Origin of the sequence: Massilia sp. CF038, assembly GCF_900129765.1 — a bacterium.
Taxonomy (GTDB): domain Bacteria; phylum Pseudomonadota; class Gammaproteobacteria; order Burkholderiales; family Burkholderiaceae_D; genus Telluria_A.
In genome coordinates this window covers 1,597,342-1,613,515 of record NZ_FQWU01000002.1, presented here as the reverse complement: position 1 = coordinate 1,613,515, position 16,174 = coordinate 1,597,342, and the positions used below count along the sequence as shown (strand labels likewise).

Here is a 16,174-nt window from a genome sequence, read left to right as displayed (position 1 = left end):
GGTTGACTTGTGGTTAAACACTGGGGATACTTTCCCAAGTGAAGTAACCGGGGTCAATCATGGATGGCTTGGCGAAAACGGGCTGGTGCTGGCTGGTGACCTTGTGTTGCCTGCTAGCCGCATGCGGCAAGCAGGGCAGCGACGCGGTGTACGCGCCGGTTCTGATTGCCCCTCCGCATGAAGCACGCGTTGCCGAGTACACCTTCGGGGTGACGCCGATGTCCAATTTTCGCGACGTCTATGACGTTTTCCAGCCGGTCATCGATTACCTGAATGCGGGCTTGCCCGACGCGCGCCTGGTACTGGAAGTGCCGCGCGGCCTGGCCGAGCACGAACAGCAGCTGGAAGCGCGCACCTTCGCCTTTGCCCTCTCGAACCCTTATCACAGCTGGCGCGCCGCGCGCCGCAGCGGGTACCGCATCATCGCCAAGATGGGCGATGACGCGGCCTTTCGCGGCATCTGGGTGGTGCGCAAGGGCAGCGCAATCCGCACCCTGGCCGACCTGAAAGGGAAAAAGCTGTGCTTTCCGCCCAAGTCGGCGCTGGCAGCAACCATGATGACCCAGCTCCAGCTCAAGCAGGCCGGGATCGATCCGGCGCGCGACGTGCATGTCAATTACGTGGGCTCGCAGCACGCCTCGATCATGGAGGTGTACATGAAGGGCGCGGACGCCGGCGCCACCTGGCCGCTGGCCTGGGCCACCTTCCAGCGCACCCACCCCGAGCAGGCGCGCGAGCTGGAAGTGCGCTTTCCGACTGACTCGCTGATCAACCAGGGTATTGTGGCGCGCAACGATGTGCCGCCTGAACTGGTGACCCGGGTCGAGCGCCTGATGGCCGAGATGCACGACACCGAGCAGGGCAGGGCGCTGCTGGCGCAAGTGCCGATCACCCGCTTTGAACCGGCCAGCGACGCCGATTACGACGTGGTGCAAGTCTTCCTCGACAAGTACAAGCAGGCTTTCCCGGACAGCCCGGATGCGCTTCGTTGACCCCCTGCTCGATCTGGCCTGCGGCACCATCCGGCGCCAGCTGGCGCTGGTGTTCGCCCTGGCCACCGGGCTGGTGATGTTCGGCTTCGGGTATGGCGTGGTGCAGCACCAGTCGGCCTTCCTGATGGAGCAGAGCAAAAACAATGCGGAAGATCTGGCCCATATGCTGGCGGTGGGCAGTACCGCCTGGCTGGTGGCCAACGACATGGCCGGGCTGCAGATGGAATTGCGCAGCATTGCCCGTAACCCCAGCCTGAAGTACGCCATGGTGCTGGGGCGCGATGGCCGCGTGTACGCCTCCAACGAGGTGGGCGACATCGGCCTGATGGTCAGCGACCCGGTCAGCCTGCGCCTGCTGGCCAGCACGGTGCCCAAAGCTGCGGTTCTGGTCGACGACGCCAATCTGGTGGACGCGGCCGAACCGGTATTTGCCGGCAGCCGCCACCTGGGCTGGGTGCGGATCGGCTGGGGACGCGCATCGTTGCACGAAAACCTGCGCGACGTCAGCCGGCGCGGGTATCTGCTTGGCGCCGCCGCGATTGCCATCGCCGTGCTGCTGTCGATGCTGATTGCCGCCGGCCTGACGCGTAGCTTGCGCAAGCTGATGCTGGTGGCCGACGCGGTGCACAAGGGCGAACGCAGCGTCCGTGCCGGTCTTGGCCGCAGCGACGAAATTGGCGCGCTGGGCGTGTCGATCAACGGCATGCTCGACGCCCTGGCCGCTTCCGAGCGCGACCGGGTGGCCACCGAAGAAGAAATCCGCAGCCTGGCTTTCTACGACGCGCTGACACGACTGCCCAACCGGCGCATGCTGGTCGAGCGTTTGCGCCACGCGATGCTGGCGTCGGCGCGCAGCGGGCGCACCGGCGCACTGCTGTTCATTGACCTGGACAACTTCAAGACGCTTAACGACACGCGCGGCCACGACATGGGCGACTTGCTGCTCCAGCAGGTCAGCCAGCGCCTGCTCGGCTGCGTGCGCGAAGGCGACACGGTGTCGCGGCTGGGCGGTGATGAGTTTGTCGTCATGCTCGAAGCGCTGGCCCAGGCGGTGCCCGAGGCCGCAGCGCAGGCCGAGGCGATTGGCCGCAAAATCCTGACCGCGCTGGCCGTGCCCTACGAGCTGGCAGGACAGCGCCACCAGAGTACCTCGAGCATCGGCATCACCCTGTTCGTGGGCAGCGAGCATAGAATCGACGAATTGATGAAGCGCGCCGACCTGGCCATGTACGAGGCCAAGACGGCCGGACGCAACACGCTGCGCTTTTTTGATCCGCACATGCAGACCGTGGTGTCAGCCCGCGCCGCGCTGGAACATGATTTGCGCGAAGGCTTGCAACTGGGCCAGTTCGAGCTGTACTACCAGTCGCAGCGCGACATGAATGGCCGCATCACTGGCGCGGAAGCGCTGCTGCGCTGGACCCATCCGGAGCGCGGGCTGGTGCCGCCCAACGACTTCATTCCCCTGACCGAGGATACGGGCCTGATCATTCCGCTCGGGCGCTGGGTGCTGGAGACCGCGTGCACCCAGCTGGCCGCCTGGGGCAGGGAAGAGCAGGCCGCGCATCTGTCGGTGGCGGTCAATATCAGCGTGCGCCAGTTCCGCCAGAACGATTTTGTGGAACAGGTGCTGCTGGCGCTGGCCAGCAGCGGCGCCGACCCGCGCCACCTGAAGCTGGAACTGACCGAGAGTTTGCTGATGGATGACGTGGAAGCCATCATCGAGAAGATGACGACGCTGAAACGGCACGGGGTATGTTTTTCGCTCGACGATTTCGGTACCGGCTATTCGTCCTTGTCCTATCTGAAAAGGCTGCCACTCGACCAGCTCAAGATCGACCGTTCCTTTGTGCGCGACGTCACGGTGGACGCCAATGACGCGGCCATTGCCAGCACCATCGTGGCGCTGGCGCACCACATGGGGCTTGACGTCATCGCCGAGGGCGTGGAGACTGCGGCACAGGCCGATTTTCTGATTTCGGTCGGATGTTGCGCATTCCAGGGCTATCTTTACGGACCACCGGTGCCGGTCGCGCAATTTGAACAAATGCTGTTATCACTTCAGGCTCCCGCATGACATTGTCGACTCTGCTGTCCCGTACCCTCTGCGCCGCACTTCCCCTTGCCGCCTTATCGCTCCCCGTCCAAGCCGAAGACCTGCCCCTGTGGGAAGTGGGTGTGCTGGGCGGCAGCGCCAGTACCCCGGCCTATCCGGGTTCGTCCGACCGTTCGACGCGCAGCCTGGTGCTGCCATTCCTGATCTATCGCGGCGAAGTGATGCGCGCCGACCAGTCCGGGATTGGCGCGCGCCTGTTCGAAAGCGACCGGGTTGAACTGGACGTGGGTCTGGCCGCCTCGCTGCCGGCCCGCTCGGACGATGTGGCCGCACGCGCCGGCATGCCCGACCTCGGCACCTTGCTGGAACTGGGACCGCGTTTGAAGGTGCGCCTGGCCGACCTGTCGCCCACCAGCCGCCTGCGGCTCGATATTCCTCTGCGCGCCGTGCTCGAAGCACGCAGCGGCTTGCGCACCCAGGGTTATACCTTCGAGCCGAAAGTGGTGTACGAGGCGCGTGGCCCGCAGGGCAGCTGGACCTTTGACGCCAACGTGGGCATGGTGTTCGGGAACCGCAAGATCAACCAGTATTTTTATGAAGTTGCGCCGCAATACGCCACGCTGGAGCGGCCCGCGTTTGAAGCCGACTCGGGGCTGATGCTGGTACGCACGGGCGCAAGCGCCTCGCGCCTGATCAACCAGGACTTGCGTGTGTTTGGATTTGTACGCTACGAAAGCTATGCCGGCGCGGTCAACCGCGACAGCCCGCTGATGAAAAAAGAGACAGGTGCTTCGATCGGCATCGGCTTTGCCTACACCATCAAGCGTTCGGCGCAGAAAGCGCGTTAGTCAACGACCTTGTTGGCTCACTTTGGCGGCGGGGCATCCGGGGGACCGGAGGCGACTTCGCCCGCCAGATCGTACAAGACGCGGCAGTCGCGCGCGAGCGCCCGTTCATCCATGGTCTCGATGTCGTGCTTGATTGACTTGTCGACGTTCGGATAGACAGTCTTGTCCACGACCGCATGCGCCGCCTCTGGGTGGCGCTTCATCATCAGCGCCAAGCCAGTCTTGTAGTACTTGGCATTTGGCGGATCCTTTTTACTGCATGCCTCGGTCACGGCGGCAAACCAGGGGCGCATCAGTTCAACTGGAAATTCACGCGCCATCGCGCTTTGGGCACAGCCCAGCAGCGCGATAGTGGTCAGTGCCTTGCGCAGCATGCTTATCGCGATTTCACGAACGGCTTGCCAATCGATTTGGGCGCCACCGACTTGGCCATCAGGCCGGCCAGCACGATCACCGTGACGACGTAAGGAATCATCTGGATCAGCGAGCCCGGAATGCGGCCCACGCCCGGCAGCTCCACGCCCTCGATCTGCACTTGCACCGCATTGAAGAAGCCAAACATAATGCAGCCCAGCGCCGTATACATAGGGCGCCAGTTGCCAAACACCAGGGCAGTCAGGGCCAGGTAGCCGGCACCGGCCGACATGTCACGCAAGAAGAAGCCGCTCTGCACAATCGCCAGATAGGCGCCCGAGAACGAACACAATACGCCCGCCACCAGCATCGCCATGTAGCGCGTGGTTTCGACACTGACGCCAGCCGCATCGGCTGCGTGCGGGTTTTCGCCACAGGCGCGCAGACGCAGGCCGAAACGGCTGTGGTAAATCACCCAGTGCACAATTGGGATCAGGGCAAAGGCCAGGTACACCAGCGCCGAATGGCCGCCGATTACGTGGCCGTAGAACCAGCCCAGGAAGGGAACGTCCGCCACGGCGGCGGTGCCCGGCAGGACAATGTCGAACAGGCGCGCTTCGCCCAGGTCGGGCGTGCGGCCGCCTTGCTGGTAGAAGAACTGGGCCAGCACGAAGGTCAGGCCGCTCATGGCGATGTTGATCGCAATGCCGCCCACCAGCTGATTTCCCTTCTGGGTGATGCTGACAAAGCCTTGCAGCAGGGCGAGGGCAGCCGACACGGCGATACCAGCGGCCACGCCATACCAGGGGTTTTTTGTGGTGAAGGCGACAGCGGCCGAGACGAAGGCGCTGGCCAGGATCTTGCCCTCAAGGGCAAGATCGATCACGCCACTGCGTTCGGCAAACAGGCCGGCCATGGCGGCAAAAATCAGCACCGGCGCATTGCGGATGGTCGAGACGACGATGCTGGCAAACTGGAAGTCTTCAAACATGGCTTATCCTTTGCGCAGGTTGAGCATCTTGAGCAATGCGGGCGCGTACAGGTTTTCCATGGCGCCGCAGAACAGGATGATCAAGCCCTGAATGAAAATGAAGGTCTCTTGCGGGATGTTCGGTTTTTCCAGCGACAGGTCGAAGCCGCCCTGGATCAACGCGCCAAACAGCACGGCCGACAGGAAGATCCCAACCGGGTGCTGGCGGCCCATCAGCGCAATGGCGATGCCGATAAAGCCGGCGCCGGCAGGGAAGTTGAGCGACAGATAGTGGGTCGAACCCATGATGGAATTGACCGCGCCCAGACCGGCCAGCGCGCCGGAAATGAGCATGGCGATGATAATCATGCCGCTGATTGACACGCCGGCGTAATGCGCCGCGTGATGATTCAGACCCGTGGCGCGCAGCTTGTAGCCCCATGCCGAACGCCAGACCACCACGCCATAAATGACCAGTGCTGCAATCGCAATCAGGAAGCTGATGTTGAGCGGGGTGTCGCCCAGTACCGGGAACCAGTTGGCAAGGCGCGGCATTTCCGCTGCCGTGGCGAACACGCGGCTGGCCGGGTTTTGCTGGCCTTCCGGGATCAGGTACTTGACGATGATGAAGTTCATCAAGCTGGCGGCGATAAAGTTGAACATGATGGTGGTGACCACCACGTGGCTGCCACGCTTGGCCTGCAGATAACCGGGCAGGAAGGCCCAGGCTGCGCCAAACAGGGCTGCGCCCACCATCGCAGCGGGAATCAGGAGCCAGCCGGGCAGGCTCTGGTCGAGCAGCAGCATGACCACCGTCAAGCCCAGGCCGCCCAGGTACAACTGGCCTTCGCTGCCGATGTTAAACAGTCCAGCCTTCATTGCGATCGACACTGACAGACCCGTGAAGATGAAGGTGCTGGCATAGAACAGCGTGTACGACAATCCTTCCGGATTAAGCACCGCGCTGTCGATCAGGATCTTGAGCGACTCGGTCGGGCTTTCGCCCAGCAGATGGATGACGATACCGGCCACGATCAGCGCCGACAGCAGGTTCAGGACGGGCAGCGCGAACGCGGTAGCCCAGCGCGGGAGTTCTGTGATCTTCATGATTTGTGCATCCCGCCCATCAGCAAGCCGATGCGGGTGGTGTCGAATTCTTCAATCTTGAGTTCACCGGTGATACGGCCACCGGACATGACGATGATGCGATCGGCCAGCGCCCGCACTTCTTCCAGTTCCACCGACACCAGCAGGATCGCCACACCTTCATCGCGCATGCGCAGCAATTGGGTGTGGATCGATTCGATGGTGCCAATGTCAACCCCGCGGGTGGGCTGACCGACCAGCATCAGCTTCGGCTTGGCCGACACTTCGCGGGCGATCACCACCTTTTGCTGATTGCCGCCCGAGAGCAGGCCGATACGCAGGTCCGGATTGGCCGGGCGCACGTCAAATACGCGCAGCAGATCGGCGCAGCGCGCCGCGATGGCTTTGAAGTCCAGCAGACCCATACCGTTCTTGACCCGGTCCTGGTGACCGAACACGGTATTGTGCATGACCGAGAAATCCTTGATCACGCCGTCGCGCAGACGGTCTTCCGGCACGTGGCCGATGCCCAGGTCGCGGAAGGCGGCGGGCAGGCCGTCAGCATCGTGGCGGCCCTTGAACGGCAAGTCCTGGCCCAGGAAGGCGACCTTGCCACCGGTGGGCAGGCGCATGCCCGACAAAATGTGCATCAATTCGCTTTGGCCGTTGCCGGACACGCCGGCAATGGCGACGATTTCGCCCGCCTTGAGTTCGAAGTCGATGTCCGCCAGCAGGCGCACGCCAGCCTTGTCGTTCAGTTGCAGCTGTTCGACCTTGAGCACCGTGGCGCCCGGGTTGTACGGGGCGCGTGGCAGTTCACTCTGGATCGGGCGGCCCACCATCATGTTGGCCAGTTCTTCTTTCGAGGTGGTAGCCGTTTCAACGGCGCCCACCACGCGCCCGGCGCGCATCACGGTGACTTGATCGGTAATTTCCATGATCTCGCCCAGCTTGTGGGTAATCAGGATGATGGTCTTGCCCTGTTCCTTGAACAGGCGCAGGATTTCGAACAGCGACGCCGTCTCTTGCGCGGTCAGCACCGCGGTCGGCTCGTCCAGAATCAGGATGTTGGCGCTGCGGTAAATCTGCTTGAGAATTTCAACACGCTGCTGGGCACCGACCGACAGGTCTTCGATCTTGGCCAGCGGGTCCACGTCGAGCCGGTAGCGGGTGCAGATTTCGCGCAGCTTGGCTTCGGCCACGGCGCGGTGCGAGGCCAGCTTGAAGCCGCCTTCGGTGCCGAGCATGACGTTATCGAGCACGGTGAAGTTCTCGACCAGCATGAAGTGCTGGTGAACCATGCCGATACCGAGCGCGATCGCTTCATGGCTGGTGCGGATGTCCTGCACCTGGCCGTCGATCAGCACCTGGCCGCTGTTGGCATTGTAGTAGCCATACAGGATGCTCATGAGGGTCGACTTGCCGGCGCCGTTCTCGCCGATCACGCCATGGATCGAGCCCTTGGCAATCGAGAAGCTGACGTCGGCGTTCGCCTGCACCGGCCCGAAGGCCTTGCATATGTTGCGAAATTCTACAGCTGGCTGCATAGAGGAAGAATGGTTAATTTCAAAAGCGCGCCGGACCGGTTGATCCGGCGCGGCGCGCTCTTTGAATGAGGACGAAAAAAATCAGACCGGGCAGGCGCTGTTGGTGCGGTAGTCGTGCACTTTGACTTTGCCGTTGATGATGTTGGTCTTGGCTTCGTTGACGCGTTTTTCGATTTCCGGCGACACGACAGCGCGGTTATCCTTGTCCAGCGCCCAGTCCACGCCGCCTTCTTTCAGGCCCTTGTACGACACGCCCGGCTTCCACTGGCCGTTCTTCATCTGCATGAAGGAGTCGTAGATGGCCAGGTCGACGCGTTTGACCATGGAGGTCAGCATGGTGCCCGGGTGCAGATAGTTCTGATTGGAGTCCACGCCAATAGCCAGCTTGCCTTTTTCTTTGGCTGTCTGCAGCGTGCCCATGCCGCTGCCGCCGGCCACGGCAAACACCACGTCAACGCCACGGTCGAACTGCGCACGTGCCAGCTCGCCGCCCTTGGCCGGGTCGTTCCAGGCAGCGGCGGTGGTGCCAACCATGTTACTGAAGGTTTCGACTTTCGGATTGGCTGCTTTCACGCCCTGGGTGTAACCGCACGAGAACGTGCGGATCAGGGGAATGTCCATGCCGCCGACGAAGCCGACTTTTTTGCTCTTGGACGCCATCGCCGCAGCCACGCCGACCAGATAAGAACCTTCTTCTTCCTTGAACAGGATGGAATTGATGTTGTTGCCCTTGGCGACAGCGTCGATCAGCACGAAGCGCACGGTCGGGAATTCAGCCGCGACCTTTTGCACGGCCTGGGTCTGCGAGAAGCCGACAGCGGCGATCAGGTCGAGCTTTTTGCGGGCCAGGCCACGCAAGACTTGTTCGGCCTGGGTGTCGGACGACGCCTGGGCTTCGAAGTACTTGATGCCGGTTTCCTTCTTGAAGCGTTCGGCGCCTTCGAAGGCGGACTGGTTGAACGATTTGTCGAATTTGCCGCCGGCGTCGTACACGATGCCCAGCTTGGGATCGGCGGCGGTAGCGCTCGCAGCGACGCACAGCGTTGCCATCATGATGCTGAGTTGCTTAAGTTTCATTAGGTTAGCTCCTGGAATATCGATATTGTACCCGGCACAACAAGGGCATTGGGCCTGTTTGAAGCTTTTATGCCAGCAACGCGAGCAGATTGGCATGGGCTTGCTCGAATTGTGTCAGTCCTTTACCCAGCAGGTCGTTACCAATTGTATCGAGTTCAATGCCATGGCGACCCAGCTGGGCCAGCGCCACACGGGCCTCGTCCAGGCCTTCGCCCAGCGAGGGGCGCGCCTCGCCGTGATCGCGGAAGGCGAGCAGGGTGGCGTCCGGCACGGTATTGACAGTGCCGGCGCCAATCAGCTCCTCCACGTAAGTGACGTCGCGCATGGCTGGATCCTTGGTGCCGGTGCTGGCCCACAGCAGCCACTGCGGGGTGGCGCCAAAGGCGGTGAAGACGGCGAAGCTGCTGTCGTTCTGTACCTCGTGGTAGGCCACGCGCGCGGCCGCAATGGCGGCTTTGCCCTTGAGGTGGGCCGCGCTGGGCGGCAGCAGGGCGTCAACCGCCGCATCCACCCGGCTGATGAAGACACTGGCCACGCTGGCAATGCGCTGCACCGACAGCTTCGCTTCCAGACGGCGCGCCAGGCCACGCCGGTGCGCGGCGCGCACGGCGGCCAGCTGGCGCGGTCCGAAGATCAAGGTGACGTTGACGTTGATGCCGGCGAAGATGACTTCTTCGAGCGCTGCGATGCCTGCTTCGGTCGCGGGAATCTTGATCATGGCGTTGGGACGCGCAATTGCCGCCCACAGGCGCTTGGCGTCGGCCACGGTGCCGGCGGCATCGTGCGCCAGCCGTGGCGACACTTCAAAGCTGACGAAACCAGCCTTGCCGTCCGCGTCGGCGTACAGGGGCACCAGCAAGTCGCAGGCACGCTGCACGTCAGGCAGCACCAGCGCCTCGAAGCGGGCTTCCGGATCGGCGTGGGCAATGCGCAGCGCGGGCAGGGCGGCCTGGTAGGCCGGGTCGCGGCTGATGGCGTTGAAAAAGATCGAAGGATTTGAGGTGACACCCTGGATGCCGTCTTCGGCGATCCAGGCCGCCAGCGCGCCGGAGGTGACCAGTTCGTGGCTCAGATTGTCGAGCCAGATCTGCTGGCCGAGGTCCGCAACTGCTTTCAGGCGGCTGGTATATGCACTAGTTTCATTCATTGGCTTGCTTCCTGGCGGGCACGCTTGTCGTATTGGTGCAACAGCCGTCGACATGAAAACCGTCGGGTTTTTACGACGAACTTGGCTATTACTTAACTCTTTTTGCCGGGGCAAGAAATGGCCGGTATGGCCGCTTGCCCGGGGGCCTGTCTCTCATAATGTTGTTGCGTTGCGCCAGAGGGCAACAGCACAGCTTTAGAACTATGCACCAGCGCCGATATGTATGGCAAATACGATTTTAGTTCGTCATTTATATTCTCGATATATAAATGAAAAGACATTTGTGCTGTTTTCCCGGCATTTCTTTTCATGCTACGATGCAAAATCACTACATGACATGCAGGTAAGTCTCCTATGAAAAAGGGTGACAGCGAGCGTGATGTTGCGACGCAGCATGCAATGTGAGTCAGAAGATTTTAACGATTGAAATCCACCCAAGGGGTTCACGAATGACAATGAAAAACAGCCACTTTGCGACGCGTTCGCTCATCGCCCTGGCCGTCGCCAGCGCTTTCCCGCTGCACGCGGCAATGGCGCAGGAAGCGGCACCGGCGCCGGAAGCGACCGCCAAGGGCCAGCTGGAAACCGTGATCGTGACGGCTCAGCGCCGCGCAGAAAATATCAAAGACGTGCCAATGGCCATTGCCACCCTCAAGGGTGAAAAGCTGGACGTGCTGACCGCCAGCGGCCAGGACATTCGCTTCCTGTCGGGCCGCACGCCGAGCGTGCAGGTGGAATCGGACTATGGCCGTACTTTCCCGCGTTTCTATATCCGCGGCATGGGTAACACCGATTTCGACCTGAACGCTTCGCAGCCTGTGGGCCTTGTATTCGACGACGTGGTTCAGGAAAACCCGATGCTCAAGGGCTTCCCGGTATTTGACGTGGACCAGATCGAAGTGCTGCGCGGACCACAGGGCACCCTGTTCGGCCGTAACTCGCCAGCTGGTGTGATCAAGTTCGATTCGGCCAAGCCAGTGATTGGCAAGACCGAAGGCTACTTCGCCGCCGGTATCGGCAACTACAGTGTGCGCAACCTCGAAGGCGCTTACAACATTCCAATCAGCGATACCGTGGCAGCCCGCGTTTCGCTGCAAAGCCAGCACCGCGGCGACCGTGTGCATAACGACCGTCCAAACGCGGCCACCACCGACTTCGAAGGCTACGACGACAACGCCGGCCGCCTGCAGTTGCTGGTCAAGCCAAGCGCCAACTTCAGCGCCCTGTTCAACGTGCACGCCCGTGACTACGACGGCAGCGCCACCCTGTTCCGCGCCAATATCATCAAGAAGGGCACCAACGAGCTGGTTGATAACTTCGACTACGGCTCCTACCCAACTGACGGCCAGAACGAGCAAAAGCTCAAGACCAAAGGCGGCAGCATGCGCCTCAAGTGGAACCTGGACGATCTGACGCTGCACTCGATCACCGGCTATGAAAAGGCCGACATCTACAGCCGCGCCGACGTTGACGGCGGCTACGGCGCATCGTACGCGCCACCGTTCGGCCCAGGCTTCATCCCGTTCACCGTTGAAACGGCCGACATTCTGCGCGACCACCGCCAGATCACCCAGGAAGTGCGCCTCGAATCGAACTACAAGGGCCCACTGAACTGGATCGGCGGCCTGTTCTACTTCGACGAGCAGATGGCCATCGACAGTATCGCCTTCGATTCGCTCACGCCGGGGAATCCGCAGTCGCCTAACTACGGTACCCAGACCCAGGATTCGAAAGCCTGGGCCGCCTTCGGTTCGATGAACTACACCGTGAGCGACCGCTTCAAGGTACGCGCCGGTCTGCGCTACACCAACGACAAGAAGGACTTTGTCGCCCAGCGTTACGAAACCACGCCGGTGGTTGCCACCAGCGGCCCGCTGGTGCGCAATCTGTCGTCGACCAACGTCAGCTGGGACCTGTCGGGTACCTATGTGCTGACCAAGGAAACCAATCTGTTCGCCCGTGCCGCTTCCGGCTACCGCGCACCGTCGGTGCAGGGCCGTCTGTTTGGCGTGACCAGCAAGCCGAGCACTGCCGAGTCGGAAAAAGTGGTGTCGGTGGAAGCGGGCGTGAAGCAGGATCTGTTTGACCGCCGCGCGCGCCTGTCGGCTAGCGTGTACCGCTACCAGGTCAAGGACCTGCAGCTGACCGCCACTTCGGGTTCGATCAACGAGAATCAGCTGATCAACGCGAAGAAAGCGATTGGTCAAGGTCTCGAATTGGATTTCCAGGCCAATTTGGCTGACGGTCTGTCGGCCAGCATCGGCGCCAGCTACAACGACACCGAAATCAAGGATCCTGACCTGGCGGTCCAGATTTGCGGTAACGGTTGCACCGCCACCGATCCGCTGAAGCCGGGTACCACGAATCAGGCGCTTCTGAACGGCAATCCGCTGCCACGCGCACCAAAAACGCAGGCCAACTTCAGCCTGAAGTACAGCACTGCAGTGGGCAATGGCGAAGTGTATGCCTTCACCGACTGGGCTTACCGCAGCAGCTACAACTTCTTCCTGGACGAAGCGGTTGAATACAAAGCCAAGTCCCTGCTCGAAGGCGGCGTACGCGTCGGCTACAAGTGGGATAACTATGAGCTGTCGGTATATGGCCGTAACATCACCAACAAGGTCCAGTTGCTCGGTTCGATCAACTTCAACAACCTGACCGGTATCGTCAACGAGCCACGCTCGTACGGCGCGCAGTTCCGCGCGACGTTCTAAAGTCTGACGAACTGTCGTCTCGACGGGCCCCGCACACTGCGAAGTGTGCGGGGCTTTTTCGTTTAAGATAAGGCGCACATCGATTTGCCTGGAGAATTCATGCAAGCAGCAGTGAACCTGTGGCCCCTCATTGGTGTGGCCGTTATCGTGATTGGCTTCGTGCTGCGCGCCCACCCGGTGCTGGTGGTGATCGCAGCCTGCGCCGCAACAGGTTTGTCGGTCGCCATGCCGGTCGAGGCCATTCTCGCGTCGCTCGGTACAGCCTTTCTTAAAACGCGCAATCTGCCGATGATTCTTCTGCTGCCGCTGGCGGCAATTGGTTTGCTTGAGCGTTTTGGCCTCAAGGAGCATGCGCAGGCCTCGATTGCCAACATTCGGGCAGCGACAGCGGGGCGCCTGCTGATCGTTTATTTGTTCATCCGCGAAGTGTCGGCGGCATTTGGCCTGACCAGTCTTGGCGGCCATCCTTCGATGGTGCGTCCGCTGGTGGTGCCGATGGCAGAAGGCGCGGCCGAGGCGCGCAACGGCAGCATCAGCGACAAGCTGCGCTACCGCATTCGTGCAATGGCCGCAGCCACTGATAATGTTGGCCTGTTTTTCGGCGAAGACGTGTTTGTCGCCTTTGGCGCCATTGTGCTGATGCAGACCATCCTGGCGGCCGAAGGTATAGCAGTCAACCCGCTGCACATTGCCATGTGGGGCATTCCGACCGCCATTTGCGCCTTCCTGATCCATGCCTGGAATCTGACCCGGCTCGATCTTGAGATCCGCCGGGAAGGGGAGGGCAAATGATCAAGCTCGAACACTTCTACTATGTGCTGGGGTTGATGCTGGTGGTGGCCGCCGTGATGTCGCTGCGCGACCGCAGCAATCCGAAGCGGTATTCAACGGCGCTGTTCTGGGGCTTGTATGCGCTGGTCTATCTGGGCGGTGATTTTCTGGCGCCGGCGGTGGCGGGTCTGGTGATGGTGTCGATGGCACTGATCGCCGGTTTTGGCGGCGTGTCGCTCGGTAGCTACGGCATGCGCTCGAAAGAGGAACGCACTGCCAGCGCCGCTACGCTGGGGCACAAGCTGTTCATTCCGGCGCTGGTTATTCCTGTTGTGACGATGATCGGTTCGACCCTGTTCAAAGACGTCAAGATCGGCGACATGCTGCTGCTGGAAGCGAAGCACATTACCATTGTTAGCCTGGGATGCGCCTCGCTGCTGGCGGTGGGCGTGGCGTGCGCCCTGACGCGTTCTACGCCCGTGCAAGGCATGCGCGAATGGCGGCGCCTGACCGACGCCATAGGCTGGGCGGTTGTGCTGCCGCATATGCTGGCGGTACTTGGCTTGCTGTTTGCCGAAGTGGGCGTGGGCAAGGCCGTTGCGCACCTCACTACCACCTATATCAACATGGATTCGCGTTTTGTGGCGGTCGTGGTCTTCTGCGTTGGCATGGCCCTGTTTACCATCGTTATGGGGAACGGGTTTGCCGCGTTTCCGGTCATGGCGGGCGGGGTCGGCATCCCGGTGTTGGTGGGAATTTATGGCGCCAACCCGGCGGTGATGGCCGCCATCGGGATGTTCAGCGCTTACTGCGGCACCTTGCTCACGCCAATGGCAGCCAACTTCAATATCGTCCCGGTGGTGCTGCTTGAGCTGCCGGATAAAAATGCCGTCATCAAGGCGCAGATGCCGACGGCGCTGCCGCTGCTGGCGGCAAACATCTTCCTGCTGTATTTTTTGATGGACCAGAAATGAATCAGACTGTACTTCTGACAGGCTTTGAGCCATTTAATAAAGAGACCGTAAACCCGGCATGGGAGGCGGTGCGTGCGCTTGATGGTTGGCGTGGTAATGGTTTCGCGGTGGCGGCGGTGCAGCTACCTTGCGTGTTTGGCGAGGCGATTCGGGTGTTGGGCGAGGCTGCCGCGCAGTGGGAGCCTGCGCTGGTGATTGCGGTGGGGCAGGCGGGTGGACGGGTTGACATGTCGGTGGAGCGGGTAGCCATCAATATCGACGATGCGCCTATTCCTGACAACGCGGCGCGTCAGCTGGTGGACCAGCCGATTGTGGACGGCGGGCCTGCGGCGTATTTTTCTACCTTGCCGATCAAGGCGATAGTCGCCGCGTTGAAGGGAGCTGGGATACCGGCGTCAGTGTCGCAGACTGCGGGCACGTTTGTGTGCAATCACGTGTTTTATGGGTTGATGCATTTGACGGCAGGGATGCCGGTGAAGGCGGGGTTCATTCATATTCCGTATTTGCCGGAGCAGGCGGCGCGGCATCCGGGGATGGCGAGCATGTCGCTGGAGCAGGTGGTAGCGGGCTTGAAGGTGGCAATTGAAGTGGCGTTGAGGACGAATGCAGATGCCAGGCTGGCTGGCGGCACCACGCACTAAACCCACATCGTCCTCGCGCAGGCGGGGACCCATAGCATACTGAACGACTTCGGGGACGTGGAATAGGTCCCCGCCTTCGCGAGGACGATGGTTTTAGGGCGCGGGGGGATTGAGGATGTTGAGGAACGCGCGCACCACCGGCGCATCATCCAAGGTGGTGTAGGTGATATACAAATTCGCCGACGGCGGATTCGTTTTGATCGGCAGGAAAATCACGCCTGGCCAGCCAATCCGGCTCGTCGTCTCCGGCATCAGCGCCACGCCCAGTCCCGCGCCCACCATGGCCAGCAAAGTCTGCGGCTCGGACGCTTCCTGGAAAATCGTCGGCTGAAACCCGGCCTTCACGCAGCACTGGATCAGATAGCGCGGAAAGGCCGATTTGTCCAAGGCCAGCGTCAGCATGGGCTCATCGCGGATATCGGTCAGTTCGATATACGGCAGGGTCGCCAGCGGATGGTGCTCGTTGACTGCCACGCACACGTTCTCGCGGAAGCACAATTCCTGCTTCAGGTGATCGTTTTTCAGATCGTCTTCGTCCAGCTTCGGCTCGCGCCAGAACCCTACGTCGATCTGCTTGGCGCGCAGGGCGTCGTATTGAACGTTCGGTCCGGACTCGTGCAGGGTCCAGGTCACGCGCGGGAACTTGGTCTGAAATTCCTCCAGCAGGCTGGGAATCGGTCCCCACATCGCCGAGCCGACGATACCCACTCGCAGGCGGCCCACTTCGCCGCGGTCGATCTGGCGGATGGTATCGATCGTCATGCGCATCTTGGCCAGCATGTCCGAGGCTTCGCCCATGAGAGCCTTGCCCGCCACCGTCAGTTCGAAGGTGCGGGTGGTACGCGCGAACAGGCGCACACCGAGTTCGCTTTCGAGCTTCATGATCTGCTGGCTCAGCGGCGGCTGCGAAATGTGCAGGCGCTCGGCCGCGCGGCTAAAGCTCTTTTCCTCGGCAACGGCGAGAAAATACTTGAGCTGTTTCAGGTCGATCGACATG

General features: G+C 61.5%; 14 protein-coding genes. 7 read left to right on the top strand and 7 right to left on the bottom strand.

Annotated elements, in window-relative coordinates:
- The first annotated feature begins 59 nt into the window (after nucleotides 1-59).
- From BUC24_RS17645 to BUC24_RS17635, 3 genes are read left to right on the top strand one after another with little or no spacing between them, the layout of a single operon-like run.
- Entirely contained in the window at nucleotides 60-992 is a 933-nt protein-coding gene (locus BUC24_RS17645; RefSeq protein ID WP_083598977.1) for a phosphate/phosphite/phosphonate ABC transporter substrate-binding protein, read from the top strand.
- Nucleotides 979-3,069 carry a putative bifunctional diguanylate cyclase/phosphodiesterase gene (locus BUC24_RS27530; RefSeq protein WP_073219091.1) on the top strand — a complete coding sequence of 697 codons (2,091 nt, stop codon included), beginning with the start codon at nucleotides 979-981 and terminating at the stop codon, nucleotides 3,067-3,069. Before BUC24_RS17645 ends, BUC24_RS27530 begins: the two co-directional genes overlap by 14 nt.
- The gene (locus BUC24_RS17635; protein ID WP_073219088.1) at nucleotides 3,066-3,896 is read left to right on the top strand and encodes a MipA/OmpV family protein; all 831 of its coding nucleotides are present in this window, start codon (nucleotides 3,066-3,068) and stop codon (nucleotides 3,894-3,896) included. Before BUC24_RS27530 ends, BUC24_RS17635 begins: the two co-directional genes overlap by 4 nt.
- Before the next feature lie 17 nt (nucleotides 3,897-3,913).
- Here the strand turns inward: BUC24_RS17635 and BUC24_RS17630 are convergent, their stop codons facing one another.
- From BUC24_RS17630 to tal, 6 genes are all read right to left on the bottom strand, one after another.
- A complete protein-coding gene (locus BUC24_RS17630; RefSeq protein ID WP_073219083.1) occupies nucleotides 3,914-4,270 on the bottom strand; it encodes a hypothetical protein in 357 nt (118 codons plus the stop codon).
- 2 nt (nucleotides 4,271-4,272) lie between these two features.
- Entirely contained in the window at nucleotides 4,273-5,241 is a 969-nt protein-coding gene (locus BUC24_RS17625; protein ID WP_073219080.1) for an ABC transporter permease, read from the bottom strand.
- 3 nt (nucleotides 5,242-5,244) lie between these two features.
- Nucleotides 5,245-6,327, bottom strand: a complete 1,083-nt coding sequence (locus tag BUC24_RS17620; RefSeq protein ID WP_073219077.1) for an ABC transporter permease — start codon at nucleotides 6,325-6,327, stop codon at nucleotides 5,245-5,247.
- The gene (locus tag BUC24_RS17615; protein ID WP_073219074.1) at nucleotides 6,324-7,853 is read right to left on the bottom strand and encodes an ABC transporter ATP-binding protein; all 1,530 of its coding nucleotides are present in this window, start codon (nucleotides 7,851-7,853) and stop codon (nucleotides 6,324-6,326) included. The genes BUC24_RS17620 and BUC24_RS17615 overlap by 4 nt, the downstream gene beginning before the upstream one ends.
- A gap of 81 nt (nucleotides 7,854-7,934) precedes the next feature.
- A complete protein-coding gene (locus BUC24_RS17610) occupies nucleotides 7,935-8,930 on the bottom strand; it encodes a BMP family lipoprotein (protein ID WP_073219071.1) in 996 nt (331 codons plus the stop codon).
- Between the two features lie 67 nt (nucleotides 8,931-8,997).
- Nucleotides 8,998-10,077: a transaldolase gene (gene tal, locus BUC24_RS17605; RefSeq protein ID WP_073219069.1), complete on the bottom strand. Its 1,080-nt coding sequence runs from the start codon at nucleotides 10,075-10,077 to the stop codon at nucleotides 8,998-9,000.
- 455 nt (nucleotides 10,078-10,532) lie between these two features.
- Between tal and BUC24_RS17600 the strand changes: the two genes are divergently transcribed.
- From BUC24_RS17600 to pcp, 4 genes are all read left to right on the top strand, one after another.
- A complete protein-coding gene (locus tag BUC24_RS17600) occupies nucleotides 10,533-12,791 on the top strand; it encodes a TonB-dependent receptor (protein WP_083598976.1) in 2,259 nt (752 codons plus the stop codon).
- A gap of 99 nt (nucleotides 12,792-12,890) precedes the next feature.
- Nucleotides 12,891-13,583, top strand: coding sequence for a DUF969 domain-containing protein (locus tag BUC24_RS17595; protein WP_073219063.1), 693 nt, complete (start codon nucleotides 12,891-12,893; stop codon nucleotides 13,581-13,583).
- The gene (locus tag BUC24_RS17590; protein WP_073219060.1) at nucleotides 13,580-14,536 is read left to right on the top strand and encodes a DUF979 domain-containing protein; all 957 of its coding nucleotides are present in this window, start codon (nucleotides 13,580-13,582) and stop codon (nucleotides 14,534-14,536) included. The genes BUC24_RS17595 and BUC24_RS17590 overlap by 4 nt, the downstream gene beginning before the upstream one ends.
- Complete coding sequence (gene pcp, locus BUC24_RS17585; RefSeq protein ID WP_073219057.1) at nucleotides 14,533-15,177, top strand: pyroglutamyl-peptidase I; 645 nt, start codon at nucleotides 14,533-14,535, stop codon at nucleotides 15,175-15,177. Before BUC24_RS17590 ends, pcp begins: the two co-directional genes overlap by 4 nt.
- Before the next feature lie 93 nt (nucleotides 15,178-15,270).
- On the opposite strand, the gene BUC24_RS17580 is transcribed toward pcp, so the two are convergent.
- Nucleotides 15,271-16,173 (bottom strand): LysR family transcriptional regulator, encoded by a 903-nt coding sequence (locus BUC24_RS17580; protein ID WP_073219054.1) that lies wholly within the window; start codon nucleotides 16,171-16,173, stop codon nucleotides 15,271-15,273.
- Between the last annotated feature and the right edge of the window lies 1 nt (nucleotide 16,174).